The organism is Thalassospira sp. MCCC 1A02491 (genome assembly GCF_001613785.1).
GTDB lineage: Bacteria > Pseudomonadota > Alphaproteobacteria > Rhodospirillales > Thalassospiraceae > Thalassospira > Thalassospira povalilytica.
The window spans coordinates 51,709-76,451 of record NZ_LPVX01000005.1 but is presented as its reverse complement, the minus strand read 5'-3'; the positions used below and the strand labels follow the sequence as shown (position 1 = coordinate 76,451).

Below are 24,743 nucleotides of genomic sequence, written 5' to 3'. Positions count from 1 at the left end.
ACGCACGAGCATTCTTTTCATGACTGATTTTCTGTATGGCTTTGTCGCCATTGCCATCATTGCCCGATTGGTTTCCTTGGCCATTTCCAAACGAAACGAAGCGCGTTTGCGCGCGGCCGGTGCCACCGAATATGATGTTGCCACCACACGTATTCTGACCATCGCCCATGTCGGTTTTTATGTTGCCTGCATTATCGAAAGCGAATTCAAAGCAGCCCCGATCAGCACCATGACCTATGCCGGTATCGCAATCTGGACGGTTTCGATCATCATGCTTGCAGGCGTGATTGCCACGCTGCGTGACCTTTGGACGGTCAAGCTTTTCATCTCGCCCAATCACGAGATCCGCACCAGCATCCTTTATAAAATCTGCAAGCATCCCAATTACTTCCTGAATATCGCCCCTGAGCTGATCGGCTTTGGCCTGGCCCTTCAGGCATGGGGAACACTCATTGTCGGTTTGCCGGTATACGCCGCCATCCTGTGGCGTCGTATTCAGGCGGAAGAAGCGGCAATGAAGGCAACCTTCCCGGCCTATTAAGGTCGGGAACCACCGCGCATCTAACGTCCTTCGCGGCGCGCCATGAAGGCCAGCCGTTCAAACAGATGCACGTCCTGCTCGTTTTTAAGCAACGCCCCATGCAATGGCGGCACGGCTGTTTTGGCATCCTTGGCGCGCAGGGCCTCGGGCGGAAGGTCCTCGGCCATCAGAAGTTTCAACCAGTCCAGAAGCTCGGACGTTGACGGCTTTTTCTTGAGCCCCGATACCTCGCGGATGTCATAGAAAAGGTTAAGCGCCTCGGCGACCAGACGTTTCTGGATGCCGGGATAATGAACCTCGATAATCTCGGCCATGGTATCGGCATCGGGGAAGCGGATGTAATGGAAGAAGCAACGCCGAAGGAACGCGTCTGGCAATTCCTTTTCATTGTTTGACGTGATGATCACGATCGGGCGATTGGTCGCCTTGACCGTTTGCTGGGTCTCGTAAACAAAGAATTCCATGCGATCGAGTTCCTGCAACAGATCGTTGGGAAACTCGATATCGGCCTTGTCGATCTCGTCAATCAGCAGAACCGGCGCTTCACCCTCGGCCTCGAATGCTTCCCACAGCTTGCCCTTGACGATGTAATTGGCAATGTCATGAACGCGTTCATCGCCCAACTGGCTGTCGCGCAGGCGCGAAACCGCATCATATTCATAAAGCCCCTGCTGGGCGCGGGTGGTGGATTTGATCGACCAGGTGATCAGCTTTTTGCCCAGTGATTTGGCAATTTCTTCAGCCAGCACCGTCTTGCCGGTACCGGGTTCACCCTTGACCAAAAGCGGACGCTGCAACGTGATCGCGGCATTGACCGCCACCATCAGATCTTCGGTTGCGACGTAATTTTCCGTACCCTGAAACTTCATTTTTGCCCTGCAACATAAGTTGACGTTTACGTTAACCTAGGGGGTTAAAGCGACTTGAGCAAGAGGGCAAAGATATGCGGGAACCCCAGAACCACAATCACCCGCTGCTGCGGTTAAGCGCCTGAGCGGGGCTTTCGCCGTACCAGTCACGATAGGATCGTGAGAAATTGCTGACATGGTTAAACCCGACAGCGGCTGCGACCTGTTTGACGTTGCTATCACCAGCTGCCAGAAGCTTCTTGGCCCGCTCCATACGTTTGGAACGGACGAAATCAGCGCATGTCTTGCCGGTTTCCAACTTGAACAAGCTGTTCAACCGGCTTTCGGTCATGCCTGCGGCAATTGCAAGTTGCGCAACGGAAAGCGGAGCTGCCAGATCATTGGTGATCTTTGAAATTGCCTCTTCCGTAACAGTCTGCTCAAGAACACTTGGTTCCGGCGTCTTTTCACTGCCTGCGCACAGCAGGCAATAGGCATCAATCATCTCAGCCAGAAACAGGGTCGATAAACCTTCAAGCTTGAACTTGCGGCCCAAACCGGTCATTTGCGCCGAGAACATTGCACTGACGATACTTCTGATCTTGTTGTTCAGGGCAAGTGGTCTGACATCAATTACATCGTGACTATCAGAAAGAAACGGCGTTAGGGCATCTGGCATCCCGTCACCAAATCGGAGACGCAATGCATCAAGGTCAATGGTCACCCCGGCATGGCGGATCAATTGCCCACCGGGTAGGAAATATCGGGTGCCGGGCGGGTCTACCCGCATCATCAATCCGGTTTCGGGTGACATGGTATGTTTCTGGCCATCCGGACATTCAAAATCGTGACGCCCCAGAATGTTAACCGACCCCGCCAACCATCCGGGTGGCAAAGCATTTTGCACATCAAATCTGGAATCATCGCGGACATTGAGCTCCGCACGGTGCAAACAAATGCCATTGCTAAAATCAATGCGTTCAAGACGCCCGCTGACACCGGGCAATTCGAACAAATCCCCGTCGGCAAGCCTTAGCTCACCAATATCTGCATCCGGTTCATGGCCCGATACAAAGCCAAAACCGTCTCCGGCCTGTTCGTCCATCCGTCCCATCCCCAACCTGTCCTTACCAAAATTGTCGCCAGATTACATACGTGCCAAACGATCATCTTGTTGATGTTGTTATCATTCCCGGACAGGGTTACTTGTGACTACTGTCACGTCAAGCATCAGCGTTCCATGTTCCTCGGACGACAATACACCTGTCTTCACCCTGCCCGTTTGGACAGTTTTTTATTTCTTTTCATGGCATTAGTATCTGGCAAAACAGGATCAGGGGACAACAAACGATGCAAACGAAATTACTGGCGATCGGGCTTGCGATGCTGCTTTCAGCCTGCCTTGCCACAGTCGACAACCAGTTCCAGAACGATTTTCCAGTCGGGAAAGTGGTGCAGGACAAAGTAACCATGCCACAAGGAGATGTGGTACTGCCGCCCGGTGACTGGACTGTTCTTGCCAACGAACTTTACCGCAACAACAACTACCATCCGTTCGGGAACATGGTTTTGGGCCGGATTGACGATCAGAAGTTTTTGCGCGGTTTTATCACCATCTCCAGCCCGCTCAGCGTTCCGATCAGATATTCGTTCTATTCTTCGTCCTTCTGCAATCCAAATGTGACTTTGCTGTATCACCAGACCAATGCCAATGTCGATTTGGGCAATCAGAGCTGCTTTAGCGTCAAAAAGAAAACCATCAGTGCCTTTGCCAATTTCGATGATTTTGTGAAAGTCGGCACAAGCAATCTTTACGCGATGGATGTTGATCGCCCCTATGACATGATCAGCGCCGAATTCCGCATCACACGGCGCAATAAATTCCTGGTTGTCGAGTATGGCTTTGACTACCGGCAGGACGCCGCCGAAATGGCACCTGGCTATGAAACAGGCGAAGAAATCTCGCTACCGCGTGCATTCTCTCCCAAAGAGAAAACCGAAAATGCTGAAGCTGTTATTCGTTGGGCACGGGCCAATGCCGAACGGATCGAAACGGAATTTCTCGACTAGGGTCAGGGGATAAAAACGAAAGCCGCTGCCTGTATTCACGTAACGCTTTTAACCCTGATCAATCCAGGCCACCACCGCGTGAAACCGGCACCACAACCGGCGCATTCTGACGGGCGACTTCGGCCCCAAGGCCATGTATCGGATTGCCAGCGCCATCAATCAGATCAGGTTAACCTCGGAGATGTTTGCGCGCAGGTGTGTGGCCGCGCGATGTGTGCGCACTCAAAAGCCCCGGGCGCGTAATCATCTTGCGGACACCGGCAACGTGTTTCACGCCGCCGGTGTCAAAGATGCGTCTGTATCAAACATACCGGTTTGAGATGCCCCGTCCCTAGAATGCAAGAGTGATATTGATCTCTGCGACTGTTTCGCGAGACGAAACAGCACTGGTGTGGGTCAGGTTAACTTCGGTGCTAAATGCTTCATCTTCGGCGGTGAAGGTAAAACCGGTCCCGAATGTCTGACCGCTGTCGGGGGTGAAGTTGCTGCGAACATAGGGCGAAACGACACCAAGTGAAGCGCCCTCGCTGCCATTGACTCTAAATGCATACGCGATCAGGCCACCAATGGTGTATTCGCTATAATCATCGGTGCCCAGTTGCTGTTCACCTTCGATAGAACCGGAAAGCCCGGTTGCACCGGATATGATGCGAAGCCCCCCGCCCAGATTGAATGCCGTCTTGTCACCGTTTGTTTCATCAGTCATGTCATAGACGAAATCTGTTTTGGCGAATGGCTGCAAGATTGTCTCGGCGGCATCAAAGCTATAGGCAGCCTCGATCCCCGGTTTAAGGCGGCGGGTGTTGGACACGGTTTTGCCGACCTGGGTGCTGTCACTTTCGGTATAGGCATCAACGGTTTTGCGCGCCGCCATGAAGCTGACATTGACGGTCACATCCAGTGGCAACGTTTCAGACGGACGCATGGCATATGCCCCGCTGAGCGACCCGAACCACATATCTGACTCTGTATCACCTGTGACCGAACTATCGCGGCTAAGGTCAATATCGCCAAGGCTGTAGCCAATAATGCTCGAAAGCGTCACGCCTGCGGCCGGCTGATAGACAATATAGGGCGAAAGCGTCCAGTTGGTTTCATCGTAATAACCGGAATTGTAGGTCGTGGTCAGGGCCGTTTGCGAATATCCCATCGAGATACCGCCGACCAGTTCCGGGCGCAAACGCACATCAAACCCCAGATTATAGCCCCACACATCCCCGTCATAGCGGCTATCGCCCGCGGCATTGTTCCGGTCATTGTTAACCGACGTGTAAGACCCCTGTCCCCAGACCGTATAACCCTGCTGTGCCAGCAGACCCAGGCTTTGCTCGATCCCGCGCAGCGGATCATCGCCCGCGTTTGCATCACCGGCCGCTGACAGCGTGGTTTGCGAGCTGTCAAATGAGGCCTGCATGGCCAATTCACGCAGCGAGGTGCCACGCGACTTCATGACCATCGCTGGCTTGGCCAGGGTCGTCGAACCGGTATGGCCCGAGAAACTGCTGGACGAAGGTTGATCACCGGTCGTCGGAGCAGGCACACCACCCGTATTGGGTGCTGCGACACCACCCGTGGTGGGGGCCCGCGAAATGGCAAGAACGCGTGCTTCGATATTCTTGCCAACAACCGCCGCCTGAGACCGCGATACAGAAGCCTGCAATTCGTGGGATATAGATTCGTTCGATGACGATGACGATGACGATGATGATGATTCGTCATCAGGAAGCGAAACACTGGCAGAGGTAATATCAACGTCAGTCCCGACAACCGTGAAGTTTACCGTCATTGTGGCGACAACACCGGCGGAAACATTGGCCTTGAGAGTGTTTGCATAGGTTCCAGGGGCCACAGACCCGTCATTACATGTCCCCCCGGCCGTCACCGTACCCAAATCACCGATGGTACATCCGAGATGATCTGTAAGCTGCGGTATCCCATCTAAACTGCTATCGCCAAAGAATTGGGCGTTATTGACTCCGCCAGATGTCACAAACAGAATATCACCTGTGTTCTGGGTTTGCGTATTATTGGCAATGGTGCACGTCTTGCCCGCAGCAGAATAAAGAACAGATGTTACGGTTGACGGGTTATCGGCAGCGGCACCGGTGCAAGTAACGGTTGCGGCATGAACGCTGCTTGGTGCCATGCCGAGGCCGGCAACAAGACAAAATATTGTCAGAACAAACAAATTCCGGACGAAATCCCCACCGCGACCGGACATGCTTTGCATGCATGATGCCGCTTTCACGCGACGCACAACATGCTCTTTTACAACTGCCAAAAGAGACATTGCATAAGTACCCCCTTGAATAATATCTATTTTTTAGGGGCAACTATTTATATTAGCAAGATAATTCACGATTTCGCGCAAAACATGCAAAAGAAATTGGCTGTGCTCCGAAGGCCGGGATAACGAATTGGTTTAGCGAAAATTTTCCGGTCAGGCGCGGATAACACCGAAATCGGTATGGAAATCTGCGCCCATCCGCCAATGCGATGCATTGGAGAAGGCAGATGATTTACCGGACAAACTTAATGGCAGGTCAGTCCGCACCAACAGATATCAGCGATGCCACAGGCAAATTTTGCTTTGCCACGCTTGCCATCAGGCCATCAACATCCATGTCCTCGTCTTTGACAAACTCGATGAACATCATGTTCACATTGTTAAAGACAAGCTCGCCCAGTGCGGTGCAATCGACATCCTTGCGGACAATACCGCGATCCTGCAACGACCGAAAAAGGTCGCAGACCTGTTTGGAAAGCCGGTGGTCAAGCGCGGTATAGCGTTTGGAAAACGGGGTTTCGGGCTGGGCAATTGAAAGCGACATCGCCGTTCGCCACATTTCCTTGGACAGATAGGTCAGGGAATGGTCGTAATATTTACCGATCAGATCAAACAGGGCCGATGCGACCTGATCATGCTTTTTGGCAATGATCCCCTCGCCTGCTGCCAGCACTTCCTCGACCTCCATCGAGACGGTGGCCATCAGCATGTCGCCCTTGTTTTTGTAATAGTTATAAAACGTTCCGACCGATACCCCGGCCATTTCGGCAATGTCTTCGATGCGGGCACTGTCATAGCCGACCTTGCGAAACAGCGTTGTCGCCGCCTCGAGAATACGGCGGTTCTTATCGGCTTTCTTCTGGGCGCGCAGACCTGACATGGTCACTCCGGAAAACTGAACGGGTTCAAAAATTACATTGACTCAAAAAATGAACGCGTTCAATATTTTTTCAACGGTGCCAGAATGAGTGCCGAGTTACCCAATAAAAGGGAGGCCTCAATATGAAATCAGGGAGAGCCTATGTTTCGTCACGTTTCCACGGGGAAAACCCGCAATAAGCTTTTGGGCGGTGCTGCGACCTTCTTGCTTGGTGCCATTGCCGTTGCAAACAGCGCACAGGCCACAGAAGAACTCAACGCGCTTGTCTGGTGCGATCATACCGACCCGGCCTTGATCGAACCGTTCGAAAAGAAATACGACGTCAAAGTCAATCTGAAGGAATATGAAGGCACGGGTGCGGGCCTTTCGATCATCGACCAGTCCCGTCCGGGGGACTGGGACGTGTTTGTGATTGACGGCGTTGATGTCCATCGTGCGGTTGAAATGGATCTTCTGGCCGAAATTCCGGCCGATGCCCTTCCGACTTCCGATCTTTTCCCGGAAGTCGTGATGGCGGAAAACAATGTGGTTGATGGCAAAACCTATGCGGTTACCGAAAAGTTCGGCTACAACACCATTTCGTTCGACAAGACCAAGGTTGATCCCAAGGACATGGAAGACATGTCGGTGATCTGGTCGGACAAATATGCCGGACGCATCGCGATTTATGACTATTACCTGCCTGTTATCGGCCTTGTCGGGCTGGGACTTGGCATTGATACGGCCGATCTTGGGGCGGACGATATGGACGCCATCAAGGAAAAGTTGTTTGCGATGAAAAAGGTCTCCAAACAGGTTGGCGAAGTGGTTTCCTCCCAAACGGCTTTGGCCACGGGTGAGGTCGATATCCTTGTTGGCGGCGGTGAATGGATCACGGCGGTTCTGTCCGAAGACAAACCGAACCTTGATTGGGTCATCCCGAAACAAGGCGGCCTGCGCTGGGCCCAGTCGATTGGCGTGATGAAGGAATCTGCCAAGCCCGACCTTGCGCTGAAATTCGTGCAATACATCCTGAGCCCCGAAGGTCAGGCGCGTCTTGCGACATCGTCCTGTTACTGGGGCATGCCCGCCAATTCCAAGGCCGGGGAAAACCTGTCCGATGCGCAAAAAGCAGCCCTTCGCTGGGATGATCAGCCCGAATATCTGAAAAACTCGCAGCTTTATCCGATCCCGGATGCCGATCTGGACGCCCAGATGCAGGATGCCTGGGTCGAGATGCTCCAGCAGTAAGCATCCCTTGCTTATTGCCACCCGCCATTGCCCCGCTTTTTGCGGGGCAATGGTTCTGCTAAGCTTGCCAAAACGGCGACCAACCTTCCACGACACCAAGACCGGTAACCGGGCAAAATGCCTGTGTTGCGACAAAGGACACCGTGATGGCCCAAGTCACCCTTGAAACACGCGAAAATCGCCGCGCATGGGGATTTGTCACCCCTGCACTTTTGTGGACGGTCGCGTTTTTCGTCATTCCGTTTGTTGTCATGGCCGCGATCAGCCTTGCCACCCGCAAGGGCCGCGACATCGTGATGGCCTGGAATCTGGATAATTACATTACGTTTTTTGAAAAGGCCCATCTGCTCAAGGGGCTTTTTGTCTCGCTGGAAATCACATTTACCGTCACCATCATTTCGGTGATTCTGGCCTATCCGCTGGCCTGGATCATTGCCGAGCGCGTCCCGCAAAAATGGCAGCGCATGGCATTGATTCTGGCGATCCTGCCATTCTGGACCAGCTATGTGGTGCGGTCATATTCCTGGCTTCTGGTTCTGGCCAAAAACGGCGTGATCAATAACGCGCTTTTGCATGTCGGTCTGATTGCCGAACCGCTTGAACTGGCGAGCACGCGCACCGCCACCGTGATCGGGTTCGTGCATTTCTTTGTCATGCTTCTGACCCTGACCATCTATGCCAATCTGGTACAAATGCCGCCCAACTATCGCCGGGCGGCGGCCGATCTGGGCGCCAACGGATTTCAGGTATTCTGGCATGTTGTCTTGCCGCTGACCTTGCCGGGCATCATGGTTGGCGCGTTTCTGACATTTGTGCTGTGTATCGGCGATTACATCACGCCCCAGATTTTGGGCGGCAATAATGAACTGGCCCTGCCACAGGTCATCATGTTGCAACTGGGCCGACGGGCCGATTTCCCGATGGCGGCAACGCTGTCGATCATTCTGATGGTGGTGGTGACGCTGGCCTATATTGCCTGTGCGCGCTGGCTCAAGATGGAGAGAACATAAAATGATCTCTTCACGCCTTTCCAAAATCGCTTCCTGGGCTTATCTGGCGGTTCTTTACGGCTTTATATTTTTGCCGGTCGCGGTCCTTGTGCTGTTTTCATTTCAGGACGGGCGCCTGCCCGTCCCGCCCTTTAACGGCGCGACCCTTAAATGGTATGGCGAGGTTTTTGCCGACAGTCGCCTGATGTCCGCCCTTGGCAATTCACTAATCGTGGCCATCGGGTCGTCACTTGTTGCCTGTGTGCTTGGTTTCTGTGCCGCTTACGGGCTGGCGCGCTTTGTTCTTCCGGCATCCCGGCTTCAGCGCGGGCTTCTGGTGGCGCCGATGACGGTCAGCTACCTGATCATCGCGCTTGGTTTGCTGTCGACCTTTAACTGGATGGGTGTTTCCCTGTCGCTTTGGACCGTTGGCATCGGGCATGTGGTAATCAATTTGCCGCTGTGCTTTGCCATCATTTATGCATCGATGGGCGATCATCAAAAAAACATCGAACGGGCCGCACGCGATCTTGGGGCGGCTGAATGGCAGGTGATGACACAGGTATCTGCCCCGATGTTGATGCCATCGATTTTGGCGGCATTTTTCCTGTCGGTCACGTTCAGCTGGGATGAATTTATCATCGCGTTTCTGCTGTCACGGTTTGACGTCACCCTGCCTGTCGAAATCTGGAGCATGCTGCGATCGGGCCTGAACCCGAAAACCAACGCGGTCGGAAGCGTTGTCTTCCTGGTATCGGCTGCGCTGCTGCTTATTCTTGAACTGATTGTCTTTAGAAGGACGGCAAAGAAATGACCGCCCCTGTTTCCATTCGCAATGCCACCAAAACCTTTGGCGATTTTACCGCACTTGATGATGTCAGCCTTGAAATCGCGGCGGGTGAATTCATCGTTCTTCTGGGCCCGTCGGGCTGTGGCAAGACCACCTTGCTGTCGCTTCTGGGCGGGTTTCTGTCACCAACCCGCGGGGTGATTGAAATTGACGGGCGCGATATGGGGTCCGTGGCACCATCCAAACGCCCGACCACCACGATGTTTCAGGATTACGCCCTGTTTCCGCATATGACCTTGCGCGACAATGTCGCCTTTGGTCTTAAGATGCGCAAGGTCGGCAAGGCCGAACGCCATGCCAGGGCCGAAGAACTTCTTGATATGGTCGGGCTTAAGGCGTCGGCATCCAAAAAGCCCCACGAGCTTTCCGGTGGGCAGCGCCAGCGCGTTGCCCTTGCCCGTGCGCTTGCGGTTGAGCCAGATGTGCTGTTGCTTGATGAACCGCTTGGCGCGCTTGATCTGAAACTGCGCCGCCAGATGCAGGATGAGCTGAAAGCCATCCAGAAACGCGTTGGCACCACCTTTGTTCATGTTACCCATGATCAGGAAGAAGCCATGGCAATTGCCGACCGCATTGTCGTGATGAATGCAGGCAGGATCGAAGATGTCGGTCGTCCCGAAGAAATCTATATGCGGCCCAAAACCGTGTTTTCGGCAAGCTTCATGGGCGAGGTCAATTTCATTCCCGGCACGGTTGACGCCAAAACCGATGACGGCATTCACGTCAATACGGTTCTGGGCGCGGTCAAACTGCCCGAAATGGCACTGGCCGATCCGGCCATTTCCGCCGGACAGAAAATCACCCTGGCCATTCGCCCCGAACATTTCCGTGCCAGTACCGGGGCCGGCCCGCGCATCACGCTTGGCGCGGCCAAGATCGAAGACGGGTCGTTTTTTGGCACCCATCACCGTGCGCATCTAAGTCCGGCTGATTATCCCAACATGACGATCACCGCCCATATGCCGCAATCGGCAACGATCGAGCCCGGCGCATGGATTGACCTGACGATTGATCCGTCATCGGTGGTAATTCTGCCCGGTCACGCCACCCCCGCCCAGCAGCAGGAGGCTGTGGCATCATGACCCTTGAACATGCCAAACCCGAAGACTGGTACAGCACCAAATCCGTTGGCGATGATGTCACCTATATCGGTGAACCGTTTATCGAGGAATTTTATCGCTGCAATATCTGGCACATTCGCGGGCGCGATGGCGACATGCTGGTTGATAGCGGCATGGGTGTGGTGTCATTGACCGACTGGGTGCCGCTGGTCACCGAACGCCCGGTTCAGGCGGTCGCCAGCCATACGCATTTTGACCATATCGGCTGCCATCACGAATTTGAAAACCGCATCTGCCATCGCTGCGAGGCAGACCTTCTTGCCGCACCGACGCGCCAAAACACCCTTGCCGATCCCTATGTCACGGACGAGATCTTTACCAAACTGCCACCGCTTCCCTATGCCTCGACCACCTATGCGGTCAAGGCCGCCCCGGCGACCCGGATTGTCGAAGATGGCGACGTGATTGATCTTGGCGACCGGCATTTCGAAGTCATCCACACACCGGGCCATTCGCCGGGCGGCATTGCCCTTTGGGAAGCATCGACCGGCATCCTGTTTTCGGGCGATATTGTTTATAATGGACCTTTGATCGAAGACACTTATCATGCGAATGCAAAGGATTATGTGCGATCGATGGAACGGCTTTATGACTTGCCGGTTCGTGTCGTCCATGGCGGACATTTTGCCAGTTACAGCGGCGAACGCCACCGCGAGATTATAAAAAGCTGGCTGAGGGAACGGACCTGAAGATACCGGTTTGATGCCGACCGCATCAGACCGCGCCAGATACACCCATACGATCAGGAAGGCTTCCTATGGAAAACGCAGGCAAATTTTACATCAATGGCAAATGGATTGATCCGATTTCGTCCGAGAAAATGGATGTGATCAACCCGGCCACCGAAGAAGTCATCACCCAAATCACGCTGGCCAGCGAAGAAGATGTCGATCTTGCGGTTGCTGCGGCCAAACGCGCCTTTGCAACCTATAGCCAGACCACCATTGAACAGCGCCTTGGCTGGCTTGAAAATCTGCTTGCGATCTATAAGCGCCGCTATTCCGAGGTCGCCGATACCATCACCGCCGAACTTGGCGCGCCCACAACCATGGCCCATGAACAGCAGGCCGCGGCCGGAACCGACCATCTTGCCGATTTCATTGATGTTTTGCGAAAACTCAAACTCGAAGAAACCCTGCATAACGGGGAAACGCTGTTGCGTGAGCCGATCGGGGTTTGCGGCCTGATCACGCCCTGGAACTGGCCGATCAACCAGATCGTTCTGAAAGTCATTCCTGCCCTTGCAACTGGCTGCACCTGTGTTCTCAAACCATCCGAGTTCACCCCGCTTAATGCAACGCTTTATGCCGAAATGATCCACGAGGCAGGCTTCCCCGCCGGGGCCTTCAACCTTGTGCAGGGCGCGGGTCCGGTTGCCGGTGCGACGCTTTCACGCCATCCCGATATCGCGATGATGTCCTTTACCGGATCGACCCGTGCGGGTAAGGCGATCACCAAGGATGCGGCCGAAAACGTCAAACGCGTTACCCTCGAACTGGGTGGCAAATCGCCAAACATCGTGTTTGACGATGTGGATGTCGAAGACCGCATCACGTTCAGCGTTCTTGATGTTTTCAACAATTCCGGCCAGACCTGCGATGCACCGACCCGGATGCTGGTTCAGCGATCGATTTATGACGAGGCCGTCAAGGTTGCCAAACGCGTCGGCGATGCCGCCAAGGTTGGCGATCCGCGGGTCAAAGGCGATCATATCGGCCCGCTGGTCAGCCACATCCAGTTTGACCGGGTGCAAACCCTTGTTCAGGCCGGCATTGACGAAGGTGCAACCCTTCTGGTTGGCGGGGTTGGCAAGCCCGACGGGGTGAATGAAGGCTATTTCGTCAAACCGACGATCTTTGCCGATGTGAACAATAACATGCGCATCGCCCGCGAAGAAATCTTTGGCCCGGTCGTCGCCATGATCCCGTTCGACACCGAGGAAGAAGCCATCAAAATCGCCAATGACACGCCCTATGGCCTGGCGGCCTATATCCAGACCCCCGATGATGCCAAGGCCGACCGCGTTGCCCGCAAACTGCGTGCGGGCATGATCCGCATCAACGGTGCCTTCCCCCGTCCGGGAAGCCCGTTTGGCGGTTATAAACAATCGGGCATCGGGCGCGAAGGCGGTCTGTTTGGTCTTGAAGATTTCATGGAAATCAAAATGCTGCATAAGCCGTGATCTGCACGGCACGCATTCCGGCACATTTCACATTGCACATTGCACATTGCACATTGCAGCGGGCCCCGGACAATTCCGGGGCCCTGTCTTTTTTGCAACCAGCAGGTGCCATCGCCGTAAAAAGTTCCCAAATGACATAATAGTGGCAATGCCCAGCCCGGCCATTATAATCCCATCGTAAATCGATAAGTCTGATGATCCGGGGAACGGATTTCGTATGGATTGGGAGACGAAAAATGAATGCCATGTCCTTTGCTGACATGGGGCTTGCTGCCTTGAAAAGGCGGCAATATAACGCCGCCATCAATATGCTTCGCCAGGCACTTGGCGAAGACATGGATAATCTTGAAGCACGGTTTGGTCTGGCCCGTGCCCTGCATGAAAAAGGTTCGATTACCGAAGCACTCGGTGAATATCGCACGGTGCTGCAATCTGATAGGGACAATGCCGATTGCCTCTATCACATTGCACGCGCCCTGCTTGAAAACGGTGATGCGCGTGACGCGCTTAATCATGTCGACATCGTTTTGCGCGCCAAACCGACCGACCCGGAACTTCTGACCCTGCGCGCGCAGGCATTGCTTGAACTTGATCAAAGTGACAATGCCCTTTCTGCCCTTCAGACCGCGGCACATCACAGTCCGGGATCGGAAACCATTCACCGGCTGATGGCGGCGTGCTATCGCGCCAGTGACGATCTTGAAGGGGAAAGACGCGCCGTTGAACAATTGCTGCGCATTGATCCATCGTCACTGACCGCGTCAAACGATCTTGGTGTGATCAATCTGCGCGAAGGTCACCTGATCGCAGGTTTTGAAACCTTTGAACAAATCCTGTCGCAAGATCCCGAACACCGCGAAGCGACCCTTAACCGCGCCATCACGCTCACCGTGATGGGCGGCATGGATCATGATGCGATCTGGGGGCGGGTCATGGAAATCTGTGGCGATATGGAAGATCTGGACGATATCCGCGCCCTTGCCGATCAGGTGGCAAAGCTGCCCGATAAAAACCGCCAGGAAAATGATACCGCCCAGGCATTGATCCGGCGTGCAGCACTGGCCCCGCATGATCCGACCGATATCTGATGGAAAACGCCCGCATTGATGTGCGGGCGTTTCATTTTTCGGATGTCTATTCGGCTGCGCCATCCGCACGGGCCGGGATCAGGGCGGATGATTTCACCCAGCCCAGAATGCCGATCACGCAAATCAATGCCGCAATCCCACCAACCATGAAGGGCGATGTATTATCCAGCCCGGCCAGAACCCCGCCGGTCAAAACTGCCGCGGCTTCGGCCAGAACATGCACGGATCGGTAAATGCCCAATGCCTGCCCCTGCTCGTGGGCACCGGCACCGTTTGAAATGAACAGGCTGGTGGTAACTTCGCACCATGCAATCCCGAAGGCGGCAATGCACATCGGCACAAACACCCAGACCAGCCCGTCAGGCAGGACAAAGGTAATCAAACCGATGGCCAGCAACATATGCCCAAGAGCCGCTACCCCGCGAAGGCCCATCGGGCGCTGCGCACGTTCCACGGTCAATCCGGCCAGAATAAGCGGGATCGAAATGATCGCCGAACACATGCCAAGGAAACTGCTGGTCACATCGCTGGTCTGTACCAGGTAAACCCCGAAGAAGCAGAAAAACAGATAGATCGCGAAATAGCTGGCAAATGAAACCGCGTAGCCCGGCAACAGCACAGGATCGGTCAAGGTCGCCCAGACAGTCCGCCCGGCAATCGCCTGATCATCCTTGGTCCGTCCGCGACGGCGGGCATATTCCGGAATATGCAGGACCACCGCAACGACCAGAAGGTTGAAGCCATACATGCCCGCGGCAAAGAAGAACGGCCAGGACACGTTAAAGGACGGATGAATGGACGGGTCAGAGAAAAAGCCCCCCATCAACGGCCCGACGATCCAGCCGACATTGATCGCCACCGTGATCAGGCCGAAATTGCGGACCTTGTTTGCCGGGGTACTGATATCCGATGCAATCGACTGGGCAATCGCCATATTGCCTTCGCACAGGCCTGATACAAACCGCCCGACCAAAACCAGCGGCAAATTGGCGCTCGCCACCCCGATGGCAACAACGATATAGCCGCTCGCCGCCCCGAACAGCGATGCCATCAAAACCGGTTTGCGGCCGACCCGGTCCGATAACCGGCCAAGCCATGGTGCACCGATAAACTGCCCGATGGGATAAAGCGCCATGGCAACACCCAACAGGATGGTGCGATATTGTTCGGGAATAGATGGATCAAGAAAACCAAGTTCAGGTTTCAGAAACATGGGTCCAAAGACCGGATAGGGCAAACTGAACCCGGCAAAGCCGAACAGAACGGTCAAAAAGACCGCCGACATTGCCTTGTTTTCTTGCAACATGGGGAACTCCGTGGGGCGCTGCGCTGGTAAGCGACGGTTGTTAGGGGCTATTGGTGGGCAAAAGGGCGATAGAAGTTATTTCAATTCATTGATCAAAACCGGGGGCATCGACATAGGTGGCGGCAAGGGCACGGACCTTGGCCCTGGCATCATCGACCTGCCACCCGGCCCCGATCATAAGATCGGCCAGACCGTCGCACAGGATACTGACCGCATTCTTGCGCAGTTCCTGTCCATAATGACGGTCGGTGATTTCAGATAGAACCAGCACATTGATCCCGTAACCAAGCCCCCAACTGCCAAGGTTAAGGTTGCGGCTGCGGCTGGTCATATCCGGGGCAATGCCAAGTTCATCCTCCCCCTCGGTCAGGAAGGTCTGAAACATCGTGGTGATGGCATTGATCTGATCAAGCTGGGCCTGATGGCGGGCCGGGGTTGCGCGTTTCCAGACCGACGGCGCAAGGGCAAGATATTCGGCCTCGAACAATTGCGGATGATCGATGGAAAAACCCAGATCCAGCAGATTGGCGATGATGTATTTTTCAATCGCGCTGCCATCATGATTGCGTGCGATATCAAACTTTTCGGCGCGTTTGGCACCGGCCATGACCGCAAGCCCGATCAGCAAATCTTCCTTGCTGGCGAAATGGCCATAAAGGGTACCGACCGAAATGTCACAGGCCCGCGCAATATCCGACATCTTGAGCTCGAAAAAGCCGACTTCTGAAATCAGTTTCCCGGCGGCATCAAGGATCATTTCTTCGCGTTGCTGGCGTTTTTCCATGCGGTTTTGCACAACCATGCCAATGCGGCCTTCTACCCGTTGGATCATTTTTGACGTAAAATCGAATTTGGTTCATTTTTCAAACACGGGCAATCGTGATTTTTGCATAGGTGTCATTCCCCCAAAAAGTCAGGAGACATTGACCGCAATAACCGGCAAAAATGATCTGCGCGATATCGACCCGGACCAGTACAACAGCAAACCGGGAACCGGCCACAGTTCCAGACGTTTATATGTTGATCGCTGTCCCGGTCCGGTTTTGCCGACGGGCGGCATTTGTCGCCCGGGCACGCATTCACAACAGGATCACGGCACATGTTTCACCGCTTTATCCGAATATGGGAATTTGTCGGCCACAGCCTGTGGTTCACTCCGTTGCTTTATGCGATTGGCGGTGCGGTGCTTTCACTGTTGGCCATCCGGTTGCCGGGCGAAGATATCATTGCAAGCCTGCCCGATTTCTGGCCGCGTTTTGAAACGGTTGAAACGGTCCAGGATCTGACATCGACGCTGCTGGCGACGCTTGTGACGATGACCACCTTTGCGCTGTCGGTCACCATGGTGGTGCTTACCCTTGCGGCCGGGTCGCTGGGGCCGCGCACCATTCGCAACTTCATGGGCGATCCCAAAACCCAAAATGCGTTGGGCAGTTTCGTCGGCACGATCCAGTTTCTGATTACAGGCCTGGTCCTGATGGGCGGGCAGACCGATGATGGCGCGGTCCCGCAGATCGCCGCCATGACCGGCATTGCGCTGTTTGTCGTCAGTCTGTTTGTGCTGATTTTGTTTGTCCATCATCTGGGACGTTCCATCGTTGCCGATCACGTGATCCAGAAGGTCGGCGCCAATCTTGAAGAAACGATTTCCTCGTCGCTTGAAACCCTGTCAGGGCCGATTGACAATGCCGCCGGGGAAAGCTGCACCCTGCCCGATGCGGGTGCCAACACCTCGGATCGCACGATTACGGCCGCAAAATCGGGCTATGTGCAGGGCATTGATTATGACGACCTGCTTGATGTTGCCATCAAGCACGATATTCGTGTCGCACTGACGGTCCGCGCCGGACAGCATGTGATTGCCGGTGATATTATCGGTGAAATCGGCAAGGATGAAAACAACGGCACCAAGCCGTCTGACACCGGGCCCTCTGACACCGGGCCTTCTGACACCCGATCAGATGCAATACATGACGCCATCGCCCAACAGATCATGATCGGCAGTCAGCGCACCGCCATGCTTGATATCGAATTTGCCCTGCGACAACTGGTCGAGGTTGCCTTGCGCGCCCTTTCCCCCGGGATCAATGATCCGTTCACCGCAATTGCCGTGATCCATCGGCTCGGTCGCGCCTTGCCACAGGCGATGGATTTCCATTATCCAATGGGACTGTGGCGCGATGATCAGGGAAAGGAACGCATCTGCGCCCATCTGTCGGATTTCGGTGGCATGATGAATGCGGCCTTCAACCAGATCCGCCAATCGGCCAGCGCCAAACCCGACGTCCTTTTGCCGATGGCAGAGGTCCTTGAAAGCCTCACCGGCCTTGCCAAACATCCAAAACATCTGGAAATCCTGCGCGAACATGCGCGCCTGATCGGTCGGGCCGCTGCGCGCGACATTGCGGACGCCACTGATCGGAAGGCCGTCGAACGCGCCGTTAACCGCGTCTTGCGCCAACAACAGGCCAAGGATGATTATTCGGTTTCCTGACGCATCCCGACCAACATGCTGTCAGCTCGGCACAGGACCACATTCCCGTATCTCCGAACACCCGAAACAAATCCGCAAAATCGGTCAGGTATTGGTCAGCGGAATTGTGCATGATGGCACAGGATCAAGCCCGTAATCAGCAATCGCAACCGTCAGGCCACGCCATCATGAATGTCCCGGCAAAATCAGACATCGCCCGCCGTTTTGAACGGGTCATTGCCCATATTGATACAAGTCTTGATACCTGTCTTGGTACCGGCCCTGATGCCAGTCCCGAAATTCGGGATGACAAGGCCCTGTCGCTTGAAACCCTGGCCGGCATTGCTGCCTTTTCGGTCTTTCATTTCCATCGGCAATTTGCGGCATTTTACGGCATGAATGTCGGGCAATATATTCGCCTGATCCGGATGCGCCGTGCCGCCCATATGCTGGCCTTTCGCCAAGATGTCCCGGTTTTGCAAATCGCCCTTGATGCCGGGTACGAGGGGCCGGAATCCTTTGCCCGCGCCTTTCGCCAGATCCACGGGATCGCACCGCGCGACTTTCGCAAATCCACCGATTGGGACAATTGGCAGGCCCCTTATGACGGGTTGCAGACAATCAGGAGAAACACGATGACCAGCCCCGATTACACTGCCGTTTCAATCATCGACTTCCCCGAAACACCCACCGCCTGTCTGGATCATGTCGGCCCGCCTGCACGCATCGGCGAGACCATTCAACGTTTTATTGCCTGGCGCAAAATCCATCATCTGCACCCGTCAAAACACGCGACATTCAATATTGTCTGGTGCAATCCCGATGATACGCCGCCCGATGATTTCCGTATGGGGCTTTGCGTTGCCACAACACGGCCCCTGACAGCCGAGGATGAAAAAGCCGGTCTTTATCCCCTGATGATCCCGGCCGGGCGATACGCGAAATTGCGTCATGTCGGAAGCGACCAGACACTTGGTGACAGCGCGCTTGCGCTCTATCGCGACTGGTTGCCACAAAGCGGCGAAACGCCCGGCGACTTCCCGCTTGTTTTCCAACGCGTCGCCTTTTTCCCCGACGTCCCGGACCATCAGGCCGTTACCGATATCCTGCTGCCGCTCGCATAGAACACCTGGCACGAAACGCACCGCATGGGACGTCACACATCGCACGTGACGCATGACGTTTAGCGTTTAGCGTATGGCACCGGATGCCTCGCGCAAGGCCGCACAATCATTTCGGCGAAAGTGGCGGCATCCGGCGTTCGACCGGCTTGGATTTGACAATGGCGGTGTTGGTTTCGGCCTTGTCGACAATCTGGTCAAGCAACCCGTCCAGTTCCTTCATCGACCGGATATAAAGCCGTGCGACAAAGCAATCATCGCCGGTTACCTTGTCACATTCGCCAAATTCGGGAATTTCGGAAATCAGTTGCTGCACGATATGCAATTTGCCGGGCAAGGGCCGAATGCGCACAATCGCCTGCAACGGATATCCCAGGGCTTCGGGGTCAACATCAATGGTGAAACCGCGAATGACCCCGCGTTCTTCAAGCCGCCGGACCCGCTCGGCAACACCGGGGGCGGAAAGTCCGACCTTGGCGGCCAGTTCCTTTTGCGAAATCCGGGCATCACGCATCAGGATTTTCAGAATCTTCTGATCGATCTCGTCCATGACTTTACAAATTCCACAAAATTGACGATCCGGCTTTGATTAAGAAGGCTACATGCCAAATTCACCTTTCACAAGCCATATAAAACCCGCCCAAAAAAGCCGAAAGTAATCCCATCAAATGACTTCCTGAACGGAGCTTTGCGATGAAAGAACAAGTCCGCGGCACGATCGAAATGACGGCTGCCATGACAATTTTGGGCACCATTGGCTGGTTTGTTGTGATGTCGGACCGCCCGGCCATGGATGTGGTTTTCTGGCGCTGCTTCTTTGGGGCGCTTTCGCTTTTGGTGATCTGTGCGACCATGGGGCTTTTGCGCGGGCTTTTGAATGTGCGCATGCTGGGCTGGGCCGCCCTTGGCGGGGTTGCCATCGTCACCAACTGGTACATGCTGTTTCAGTCCTATTCGATGGCCTCAATCTCGGTCTCGACCGCGGTTTATAACACCCAGCCCTTTATGCTGGTGTTGTTTGGTGCGGCCTTTTTCGGTGAGAAACTGACCATCAACAAATTCGCATGGCTTGGCATTGCCTTTGCCGGTCTGCTTTTGATCATTTCTGGTAAACCCCAGGGAGGCCTTGGCGGATCGGACTATGCCGCTGGCATTCTGATGGCGCTTGGGGCAGCGTTTTTCTGGGCGACAGCGGCGATCATCACCAAAAAGCTCAAAGGCACCCCGCCCCATCTGATCGCCCTTGTTCAGGTCTGTATCGGTATCGTGATGCTTGCGCCATTTGCCGATTTTGAAAACCTGCCAACCACGGCAATCAGTTGGGGTTGCCTGATCACGGTCGGGGTGGTCCATACCGGGATCATGTATGTGTTGATGTATGGCGCGGTTCAGAAATTGCCGACCCATCTGCAAGGGTCGCTCAGTTTCATCTATCCGGTGGTGGCGATCATTGTTGACCTGATCGCCTTTGGCTATCGCCCCGATATCGCTCAGATCATCGGTGCCATTGCCATCCTGATAGCAGCGGCAGGCATGAACCTTGGCTGGCAAATCATCCGCCCCCGCACACAACGCAATGTGGCGCCCTGACAATCCCCGATAATCCCTGCCCAAATCGCAATCATCAGACAAAACAAAAGGGCCCCGGTCGGGGCCCTTTTTATTCGTCATACTTTTGATCGCGGATCGCGTCAGCCGGCGATATGTGCCTCGATCGCGGCCAGTGCGGCATCGGCCTGCGACGGGTCGGAACCGCCGCCCTGCGCCATATCCGGACGGCCACCGCCGCCCTTGCCGCCGAGTTTCTCAACCCCGATACGGACAAGGTCAACCGCGCTGAATTTCGCGGTCAGGTCTTCGGTCAGGCCAACCACGACGGATGCCTTGCCACCATCGCCCGAAACAAGTGCAACAATGCCAGACCCCATCTGATCGCGCAGTTCGTCAACCATGCCTTTGAGTTCCTTGGCCGGAATGCCGTCAAGCGAACGTAGGGCCAGTTTGACGCCGTTGACTTCCTTGAAGGCATCACCGCCCGAAGCACCGCCGGAACCGGCAGTCGCAAGTTTCTTGCGCAGGTCGGAGACTTCGCGTTCCAGACGACGACGTTCTTCCTGAAGCGCCTTGACGCGCGCCGGGACATCTTCGGGGACGGCCTTAAGGTCGGCAGCAACCGTTGCCAGCACGTTTTCACGGGCCGCCATGTAATTGGCAGCATCGGCACCGGTCAGGGCTTCGATACGGCGAACCCCGCTTGAAACCGCACCTTCGGACACGATTTTAAACATGCCGATATCGCCGGTGCGTTTGACATGCGTACCACCGCAAAGCTCAAGCGAATAGGCATGTTCGTTGCTTTCGGGAAGGCCCATGGAAACAACGCGGACTTCATCGCCGTATTTTTCACCAAACAGCGCCATAGCACCCAGTTCAATCGCCTCGTCCGGGGTCATCAGACGGGTGGTGACTTCGCTGTTTTCACGGATCAGACGGTTGACGTCTGCTTCGATCAGGGCGGCTTCTTCGGCGGTTACGGCCTTGGGATGGGAAACGTCAAAGCGCAGGCGATCCTGTGCGACCAGCGAGCCCTTCTGGGTGACGTGATCGCCAAGATGCTTGCGCATCACCGCATGCAGAAGATGGGTTGCCGAGTGATTGGCACGCAAGCTTGAACGGCGGGCATGATCGACACGGAATTCAGCCGCATCGCCAACCGAAACGTCGCCTTCGACAACCTTGCCCAGATGCACATGCAGCGCGCCGAGCTTTTTCTGGGTGTCGGTGATTTCAATGATCGCACCCTTTTCGGTTTTGATCACACCGGCATCGCCCTGCTGACCACCGGACTCACCAAAGAAGGTGGTCTGGTTGGCAAGAACGGCAACCTCGTCACCCTTTGATACGGTTTTGACCTCGGCACCATCCTTGATCAGGGCGGTGATAACACCTTCGGCGGTTTCGGTTTCATAGCCAAGGAATTCTGTCGCGCCATCACGGTCATTGATGTCAAACCAGACTTCTTCGGTCGCTGCTTCGCCCGAACCCGACCATGCGGCACGTGCCTTGGCCTTCTGTTCTTCCATGGCGGAAGTGAAACCGTCTTCATCAATGCCGATTTTGCGTGCCTTGAGCGCATCGGCCGTCAGATCAAGCGGGAAGCCATATGTGTCATAAAGCTTGAAGGCAACCTCGCCCGAAAGGGTGGCGCCTTCATTCATGCCGTCGGTCGCGTCATCAAGCATCTTGAGACCGCGATCAAGCATGGTTTTAAAGCCCTGCTCTTCGAGCTTGAGCGTTTCTTCGATCAGCGCCTGGGCACGGACCAGTTCCGGGAACGCCCCACCCATTTTGCGCACCAGTGCCGGAACCAGTTTATACATGACCGGATCCTGGGTGCCTACCATGTGCAGGTGGCGCATTGCACGGCGCATGATACGACGCAGAACGTTACCGCGACCGGCATTGGACGGCAGAACACCATCGGCAATCAGGAAGCTGGTCGAACGCAGATGGTCGGCAACCACACGGTGCGACACATTATGCGGACCATCCGGATCGGTATTGGTGGCATCGGCCGATGCTTCGATCAGGGCGCGCATCAGATCGATGTCATAGTTGTCGTGCTTGCCCTGAAGGACAGCGGCAATACGTTCAAGGCCCATGCCGGTATCAATCGACGGCTTGGGCAGATCAATGCGATCGCCATTTGCCATCTGTTCATACTGCATGAAGACGAGGTTCCAGATTTCAATGAAACGGTCGCCGTCTTCGTCGGCACTGCCCGGAGGCCCACCCCAGATGTGATCGCCATGGTCAAAGAAGATTTCCGAGCACGGACCACACGGGCCGGTATCGCCCATCGACCAGAAGTTATCGGAGGTCGGAATACGGATGATGCGGTCATCAGACAGACCGCCAATCTTTTTCCAAAGACCATGGGCTTCGTCATCGGTGTGATAAACCGTGACCAGAAGCTTGTCTTTGGGAAGACCATATTCCTTGGTGATCAGGTTCCAGGCGAATTCAATCGCGTTTTCCTTGAAATAATCGCCAAACGAGAAGTTGCCGAGCATTTCAAAAAAGGTGTGATGGCGGGCGGTATGACCGACATTTTCAAGATCGTTATGTTTGCCTCCGGCACGCACGCATTTCTGCGAGGTGGTCGCGCGTGAATAATCGCGATGCTCTTGGCCGGTGAAAACGTTCTTGAACTGGACCATCCCGGCATTGGTAAACATCAGGGTGGGGTCATTGCGCGGCACCAGCGGGCTGGAGGAAACGACTTCGTGGCCGTTCTTGCGGAAGAACTCCAGAAACGTGGTGCGGATATCGTTAACGGTCTGCATATCTCTCCAACCCGGAAAACGCGGAACAAATTCATCCGCCATGTTGGCGGACGGACTGCCCTATTTAGCGGCTCGGCCCTGCCCTGTCCAGTCAGGCGAAGGGCTTGGGCGGCAAATGTATCAAGTTTTATGAATTGCGTGATTGCAACAAGGCAAAAATCGCCACGCGCTAGGCCCGGTCAATCATCAGGCGAAACCGGTTGCGGTTCATTGACGCGACAAAACCGATCTGCACAAACCCCAATCGGGACAATAGCTTGGCCGATGGATGATTGTCGGGATGGGCAAAGGCACCCAGCATACAGCAGGATGTTCGGGCCCGCGCAAAGGCGATGGCGGTTTCGGCAAGTTCACGGCCAAATCCGCGACCATGATGGTCGGGATGAAGGAAATAACCGATTTCCGGTCCCCAGTCGGGATCGAACGGGTCGATATAAAGTCCGCCCCAACCGATGATTCTGTCGGTTTCCCTGTGCCGCACGACCCAGGGGGCAAAGCCGTCCTGATTGCGACGTGCTTCAAAGGCCAGCAATCTGGTCTGGCAATCTTCAAGCGATTGATCGCAATGGGTAAAGCGCATTGCCGCAGCATCCCCCAGAAACACAAAAAGGTCGCCAATATCGGCGACCTTTACCGGGGCATAATATAACCGTTCGCTGGCAAGGGCGCTTGAACGGTTACTCATTCACGCTTTCCTGGATCTGCTGGCCCAGCTTTTCCATATCGCGGCCAAATCCTTCGGCGGTTTCGCAGGCCGACAACGCCATGCCAAAGCCAAGAACCATCGCAACTGCCAACAGACGTTTTGTGATCGTTACCATGTTTGTTGAATGCTCCAACGCTGTGCGGTTCGGATACCGCCTTTGAGTATATACGCCATTTTGGCGCGACCGGTTTTTGGTTGCAACCAATATCGCCATTACCCGGCCCCATCCAGACACAGCAAAAGGACGCCAATATGGCGCCCTTTTGTGTGCTCGTCGGTTCGGTTTTTTATCCCAACCCTTTTTGTCTTTCGTTGCCGGTTACATTGGCGGGCGGCGGCCACGCAATGCATTCACCAGAAGTGAAACGGCAAACAGCACGATGAAGACAAAGAACAGAATCTTCGCAATGCCAACGAAAGTCCCGGCCAAGCCGCCAAAACCCAATACGGCGGCAATCAGGGCAAGGATCAGACAGAATACGGCCCAACCAATCATGGGAATTCTCCTGCAGTTATTGGGTGCTTTGAGGGTAAAGCGACCTGTTTAATCAGCCCGGATCACGAAGCACTGTCCTGGATGGCTTCACCGGCATCTTCGACATCTTCGCCGAAACCTTCGGCGGTTTCGCAGGCCGCAAGGCCAAGACCAAGACCACCAATCATCAGAACGGCGAGAATTTTTTTCATCAGGTCTGACATGTTTGT

Annotated in this window: 24 protein-coding genes; 12 read left to right on the top strand and 12 right to left on the bottom strand. The window is 54.9% G+C overall.

Going from position 1 to position 24,743, the window contains the following annotated elements:
- The first annotated feature begins 19 nt into the window (after positions 1 to 19).
- A complete protein-coding gene (locus AUQ42_RS03105) occupies positions 20 to 541 on the top strand; it encodes an isoprenylcysteine carboxylmethyltransferase family protein (RefSeq protein WP_156480811.1) in 522 nt (173 codons plus the stop codon).
- A 20-nt stretch (positions 542 to 561) separates the two neighbouring features.
- Here AUQ42_RS03105 and AUQ42_RS03100 read toward each other — a convergent pair whose 3' ends face one another.
- Together AUQ42_RS03100 and AUQ42_RS03095 are read right to left on the bottom strand one after the other, a co-directional pair.
- Positions 562 to 1,410, bottom strand: a complete 849-nt coding sequence (locus tag AUQ42_RS03100) for a MoxR family ATPase (RefSeq protein WP_068517503.1) — start codon at positions 1,408 to 1,410, stop codon at positions 562 to 564.
- A 97-nt stretch (positions 1,411 to 1,507) separates the two neighbouring features.
- Complete coding sequence (locus tag AUQ42_RS03095) at positions 1,508 to 2,494, bottom strand: helix-turn-helix transcriptional regulator (protein ID WP_068517502.1); 987 nt, start codon at positions 2,492 to 2,494, stop codon at positions 1,508 to 1,510.
- Between the two features lie 245 nt (positions 2,495 to 2,739).
- On the opposite strand from AUQ42_RS03095, the gene AUQ42_RS03090 reads away from it, so the two are divergent.
- Positions 2,740 to 3,459 (top strand): hypothetical protein, encoded by a 720-nt coding sequence (locus AUQ42_RS03090; RefSeq protein ID WP_068517501.1) that lies wholly within the window; start codon positions 2,740 to 2,742, stop codon positions 3,457 to 3,459.
- Positions 3,460 to 3,790: 331 nt separating this feature from the next.
- Here the strand turns inward: AUQ42_RS03090 and AUQ42_RS03085 are convergent, their stop codons facing one another.
- Positions 3,791 to 5,605 carry an autotransporter outer membrane beta-barrel domain-containing protein gene (locus AUQ42_RS03085; RefSeq protein ID WP_197460765.1) on the bottom strand — a complete coding sequence of 605 codons (1,815 nt, stop codon included), beginning with the start codon at positions 5,603 to 5,605 and terminating at the stop codon, positions 3,791 to 3,793.
- Positions 5,606 to 6,002: 397 nt separating this feature from the next.
- Entirely contained in the window at positions 6,003 to 6,626 is a 624-nt protein-coding gene (locus AUQ42_RS03080) for a TetR/AcrR family transcriptional regulator (RefSeq protein ID WP_068517499.1), read from the bottom strand.
- A gap of 141 nt (positions 6,627 to 6,767) precedes the next feature.
- Here AUQ42_RS03080 and AUQ42_RS03075 point away from each other — a divergent pair, with 141 nt between their 5' ends.
- The 7 genes from AUQ42_RS03075 to AUQ42_RS03045 all read left to right on the top strand — a co-directional run bounded on the left by AUQ42_RS03075 (position 6,768) and on the right by AUQ42_RS03045 (position 14,086).
- Complete coding sequence (locus AUQ42_RS03075) at positions 6,768 to 7,856, top strand: PotD/PotF family extracellular solute-binding protein (protein WP_068517498.1); 1,089 nt, start codon at positions 6,768 to 6,770, stop codon at positions 7,854 to 7,856.
- A 146-nt stretch (positions 7,857 to 8,002) separates the two neighbouring features.
- Positions 8,003 to 8,866 carry an ABC transporter permease gene (locus tag AUQ42_RS03070; protein WP_068517497.1) on the top strand — a complete coding sequence of 288 codons (864 nt, stop codon included), beginning with the start codon at positions 8,003 to 8,005 and terminating at the stop codon, positions 8,864 to 8,866.
- Position 8,867: 1 nt separating this feature from the next.
- Positions 8,868 to 9,659: an ABC transporter permease gene (locus tag AUQ42_RS03065; RefSeq protein ID WP_068517496.1), complete on the top strand. Its 792-nt coding sequence runs from the start codon at positions 8,868 to 8,870 to the stop codon at positions 9,657 to 9,659.
- Positions 9,656 to 10,777, top strand: a complete 1,122-nt coding sequence (locus tag AUQ42_RS16095; RefSeq protein ID WP_068517495.1) for an ABC transporter ATP-binding protein — start codon at positions 9,656 to 9,658, stop codon at positions 10,775 to 10,777. Before AUQ42_RS03065 ends, AUQ42_RS16095 begins: the two co-directional genes overlap by 4 nt.
- On the top strand, positions 10,774 to 11,505 hold the full coding sequence (locus AUQ42_RS03055; protein ID WP_068517494.1) for an MBL fold metallo-hydrolase: 732 nt from the start codon (positions 10,774 to 10,776) through the stop codon (positions 11,503 to 11,505). The genes AUQ42_RS16095 and AUQ42_RS03055 overlap by 4 nt, the downstream gene beginning before the upstream one ends.
- A gap of 68 nt (positions 11,506 to 11,573) precedes the next feature.
- On the top strand, positions 11,574 to 12,998 hold the full coding sequence (locus tag AUQ42_RS03050) for an aldehyde dehydrogenase family protein (RefSeq protein ID WP_068517493.1): 1,425 nt from the start codon (positions 11,574 to 11,576) through the stop codon (positions 12,996 to 12,998).
- 236 nt (positions 12,999 to 13,234) lie between these two features.
- Complete coding sequence (locus tag AUQ42_RS03045; RefSeq protein ID WP_068517492.1) at positions 13,235 to 14,086, top strand: lipopolysaccharide assembly protein LapB; 852 nt, start codon at positions 13,235 to 13,237, stop codon at positions 14,084 to 14,086.
- Between the two features lie 46 nt (positions 14,087 to 14,132).
- Here the strand turns inward: AUQ42_RS03045 and AUQ42_RS03040 are convergent, their stop codons facing one another.
- Together AUQ42_RS03040 and AUQ42_RS03035 are read right to left on the bottom strand one after the other, a co-directional pair.
- Positions 14,133 to 15,392, bottom strand: a complete 1,260-nt coding sequence (locus tag AUQ42_RS03040) for an MFS transporter (RefSeq protein ID WP_068517491.1) — start codon at positions 15,390 to 15,392, stop codon at positions 14,133 to 14,135.
- Between the two features lie 85 nt (positions 15,393 to 15,477).
- Positions 15,478 to 16,224 carry a TetR/AcrR family transcriptional regulator gene (locus AUQ42_RS03035; RefSeq protein WP_068517490.1) on the bottom strand — a complete coding sequence of 249 codons (747 nt, stop codon included), beginning with the start codon at positions 16,222 to 16,224 and terminating at the stop codon, positions 15,478 to 15,480.
- A gap of 267 nt (positions 16,225 to 16,491) precedes the next feature.
- On the opposite strand from AUQ42_RS03035, the gene AUQ42_RS03030 reads away from it, so the two are divergent.
- Both AUQ42_RS03030 and AUQ42_RS03025 read left to right on the top strand, forming a co-directional pair.
- Positions 16,492 to 17,886: a DUF2254 domain-containing protein gene (locus AUQ42_RS03030; protein ID WP_068517489.1), complete on the top strand. Its 1,395-nt coding sequence runs from the start codon at positions 16,492 to 16,494 to the stop codon at positions 17,884 to 17,886.
- 113 nt (positions 17,887 to 17,999) lie between these two features.
- Positions 18,000 to 18,989, top strand: a complete 990-nt coding sequence (locus tag AUQ42_RS03025; RefSeq protein ID WP_231856665.1) for a GyrI-like domain-containing protein — start codon at positions 18,000 to 18,002, stop codon at positions 18,987 to 18,989.
- Positions 18,990 to 19,095: 106 nt separating this feature from the next.
- Here AUQ42_RS03025 and AUQ42_RS03020 read toward each other — a convergent pair whose 3' ends face one another.
- Positions 19,096 to 19,536, bottom strand: a complete 441-nt coding sequence (locus AUQ42_RS03020; RefSeq protein ID WP_068517488.1) for an Lrp/AsnC family transcriptional regulator — start codon at positions 19,534 to 19,536, stop codon at positions 19,096 to 19,098.
- A gap of 143 nt (positions 19,537 to 19,679) precedes the next feature.
- On the opposite strand from AUQ42_RS03020, the gene AUQ42_RS03015 reads away from it, so the two are divergent.
- A complete protein-coding gene (locus tag AUQ42_RS03015) occupies positions 19,680 to 20,576 on the top strand; it encodes a DMT family transporter (RefSeq protein WP_068517487.1) in 897 nt (298 codons plus the stop codon).
- A 101-nt stretch (positions 20,577 to 20,677) separates the two neighbouring features.
- Here the strand turns inward: AUQ42_RS03015 and alaS are convergent, their stop codons facing one another.
- From alaS to AUQ42_RS02995, 5 genes are all read right to left on the bottom strand, one after another.
- Entirely contained in the window at positions 20,678 to 23,332 is a 2,655-nt protein-coding gene (gene alaS, locus AUQ42_RS03010) for an alanine--tRNA ligase (protein WP_068517486.1), read from the bottom strand.
- Between the two features lie 169 nt (positions 23,333 to 23,501).
- Positions 23,502 to 24,017, bottom strand: coding sequence for a GNAT family N-acetyltransferase (locus AUQ42_RS03005; RefSeq protein WP_068517485.1), 516 nt, complete (start codon positions 24,015 to 24,017; stop codon positions 23,502 to 23,504).
- A complete protein-coding gene (locus AUQ42_RS03000) occupies positions 24,010 to 24,153 on the bottom strand; it encodes an entericidin A/B family lipoprotein (protein ID WP_068517484.1) in 144 nt (47 codons plus the stop codon). The genes AUQ42_RS03005 and AUQ42_RS03000 overlap by 8 nt, the downstream gene beginning before the upstream one ends.
- A 204-nt stretch (positions 24,154 to 24,357) precedes the next feature.
- Positions 24,358 to 24,534, bottom strand: coding sequence for a DUF1328 domain-containing protein (locus AUQ42_RS15600; RefSeq protein ID WP_082817698.1), 177 nt, complete (start codon positions 24,532 to 24,534; stop codon positions 24,358 to 24,360).
- Between the two features lie 62 nt (positions 24,535 to 24,596).
- A complete protein-coding gene (locus AUQ42_RS02995) occupies positions 24,597 to 24,737 on the bottom strand; it encodes an entericidin A/B family lipoprotein (RefSeq protein WP_068517483.1) in 141 nt (46 codons plus the stop codon).
- Positions 24,738 to 24,743: the final 6 nt, after the last annotated feature.

Excerpts from the sequence above, each read along its gene's own strand:
- AUQ42_RS03105 (WP_156480811.1), top strand. The coding sequence starts at position 20 with ATGACTGATTTTCTGTATGGCTTTGTCGCCATTGCCATCATTGCCCGA.
- AUQ42_RS03100 (WP_068517503.1), bottom strand. The coding sequence starts at position 1,410 with ATGAAGTTTCAGGGTACGGAAAATTACGTCGCAACCGAAGATCTGATG.
- AUQ42_RS03095 (WP_068517502.1), bottom strand. The coding sequence starts at position 2,494 with ATGGACGAACAGGCCGGAGACGGTTTTGGCTTTGTATCGGGCCATGAA.
- AUQ42_RS03090 (WP_068517501.1), top strand. The coding sequence starts at position 2,740 with ATGCAAACGAAATTACTGGCGATCGGGCTTGCGATGCTGCTTTCAGCC.
- AUQ42_RS03085 (WP_197460765.1), bottom strand. The coding sequence starts at position 5,605 with ATGGCACCAAGCAGCGTTCATGCCGCAACCGTTACTTGCACCGGTGCC.
- AUQ42_RS03080 (WP_068517499.1), bottom strand. The coding sequence starts at position 6,626 with ATGTCAGGTCTGCGCGCCCAGAAGAAAGCCGATAAGAACCGCCGTATT.
- AUQ42_RS03075 (WP_068517498.1), top strand. The coding sequence starts at position 6,768 with ATGTTTCGTCACGTTTCCACGGGGAAAACCCGCAATAAGCTTTTGGGC.
- AUQ42_RS03070 (WP_068517497.1), top strand. The coding sequence starts at position 8,003 with ATGGCCCAAGTCACCCTTGAAACACGCGAAAATCGCCGCGCATGGGGA.
- AUQ42_RS03065 (WP_068517496.1), top strand. The coding sequence starts at position 8,868 with ATGATCTCTTCACGCCTTTCCAAAATCGCTTCCTGGGCTTATCTGGCG.
- AUQ42_RS16095 (WP_068517495.1), top strand. The coding sequence starts at position 9,656 with ATGACCGCCCCTGTTTCCATTCGCAATGCCACCAAAACCTTTGGCGAT.
- AUQ42_RS03055 (WP_068517494.1), top strand. The coding sequence starts at position 10,774 with ATGACCCTTGAACATGCCAAACCCGAAGACTGGTACAGCACCAAATCC.
- AUQ42_RS03050 (WP_068517493.1), top strand. The coding sequence starts at position 11,574 with ATGGAAAACGCAGGCAAATTTTACATCAATGGCAAATGGATTGATCCG.
- AUQ42_RS03045 (WP_068517492.1), top strand. The coding sequence starts at position 13,235 with ATGAATGCCATGTCCTTTGCTGACATGGGGCTTGCTGCCTTGAAAAGG.
- AUQ42_RS03040 (WP_068517491.1), bottom strand. The coding sequence starts at position 15,392 with ATGTTGCAAGAAAACAAGGCAATGTCGGCGGTCTTTTTGACCGTTCTG.
- AUQ42_RS03035 (WP_068517490.1), bottom strand. The coding sequence starts at position 16,224 with ATGATCCAACGGGTAGAAGGCCGCATTGGCATGGTTGTGCAAAACCGC.
- AUQ42_RS03030 (WP_068517489.1), top strand. The coding sequence starts at position 16,492 with ATGTTTCACCGCTTTATCCGAATATGGGAATTTGTCGGCCACAGCCTG.
- AUQ42_RS03025 (WP_231856665.1), top strand. The coding sequence starts at position 18,000 with ATGGCACAGGATCAAGCCCGTAATCAGCAATCGCAACCGTCAGGCCAC.
- AUQ42_RS03020 (WP_068517488.1), bottom strand. The coding sequence starts at position 19,536 with ATGGACGAGATCGATCAGAAGATTCTGAAAATCCTGATGCGTGATGCC.
- AUQ42_RS03015 (WP_068517487.1), top strand. The coding sequence starts at position 19,680 with ATGAAAGAACAAGTCCGCGGCACGATCGAAATGACGGCTGCCATGACA.
- alaS (WP_068517486.1), bottom strand. The coding sequence starts at position 23,332 with ATGCAGACCGTTAACGATATCCGCACCACGTTTCTGGAGTTCTTCCGC.
- AUQ42_RS03005 (WP_068517485.1), bottom strand. The coding sequence starts at position 24,017 with ATGAGTAACCGTTCAAGCGCCCTTGCCAGCGAACGGTTATATTATGCC.
- AUQ42_RS03000 (WP_068517484.1), bottom strand. The coding sequence starts at position 24,153 with ATGGTAACGATCACAAAACGTCTGTTGGCAGTTGCGATGGTTCTTGGC.
- AUQ42_RS15600 (WP_082817698.1), bottom strand. The coding sequence starts at position 24,534 with ATGATTGGTTGGGCCGTATTCTGTCTGATCCTTGCCCTGATTGCCGCC.
- AUQ42_RS02995 (WP_068517483.1), bottom strand. The coding sequence starts at position 24,737 with ATGTCAGACCTGATGAAAAAAATTCTCGCCGTTCTGATGATTGGTGGT.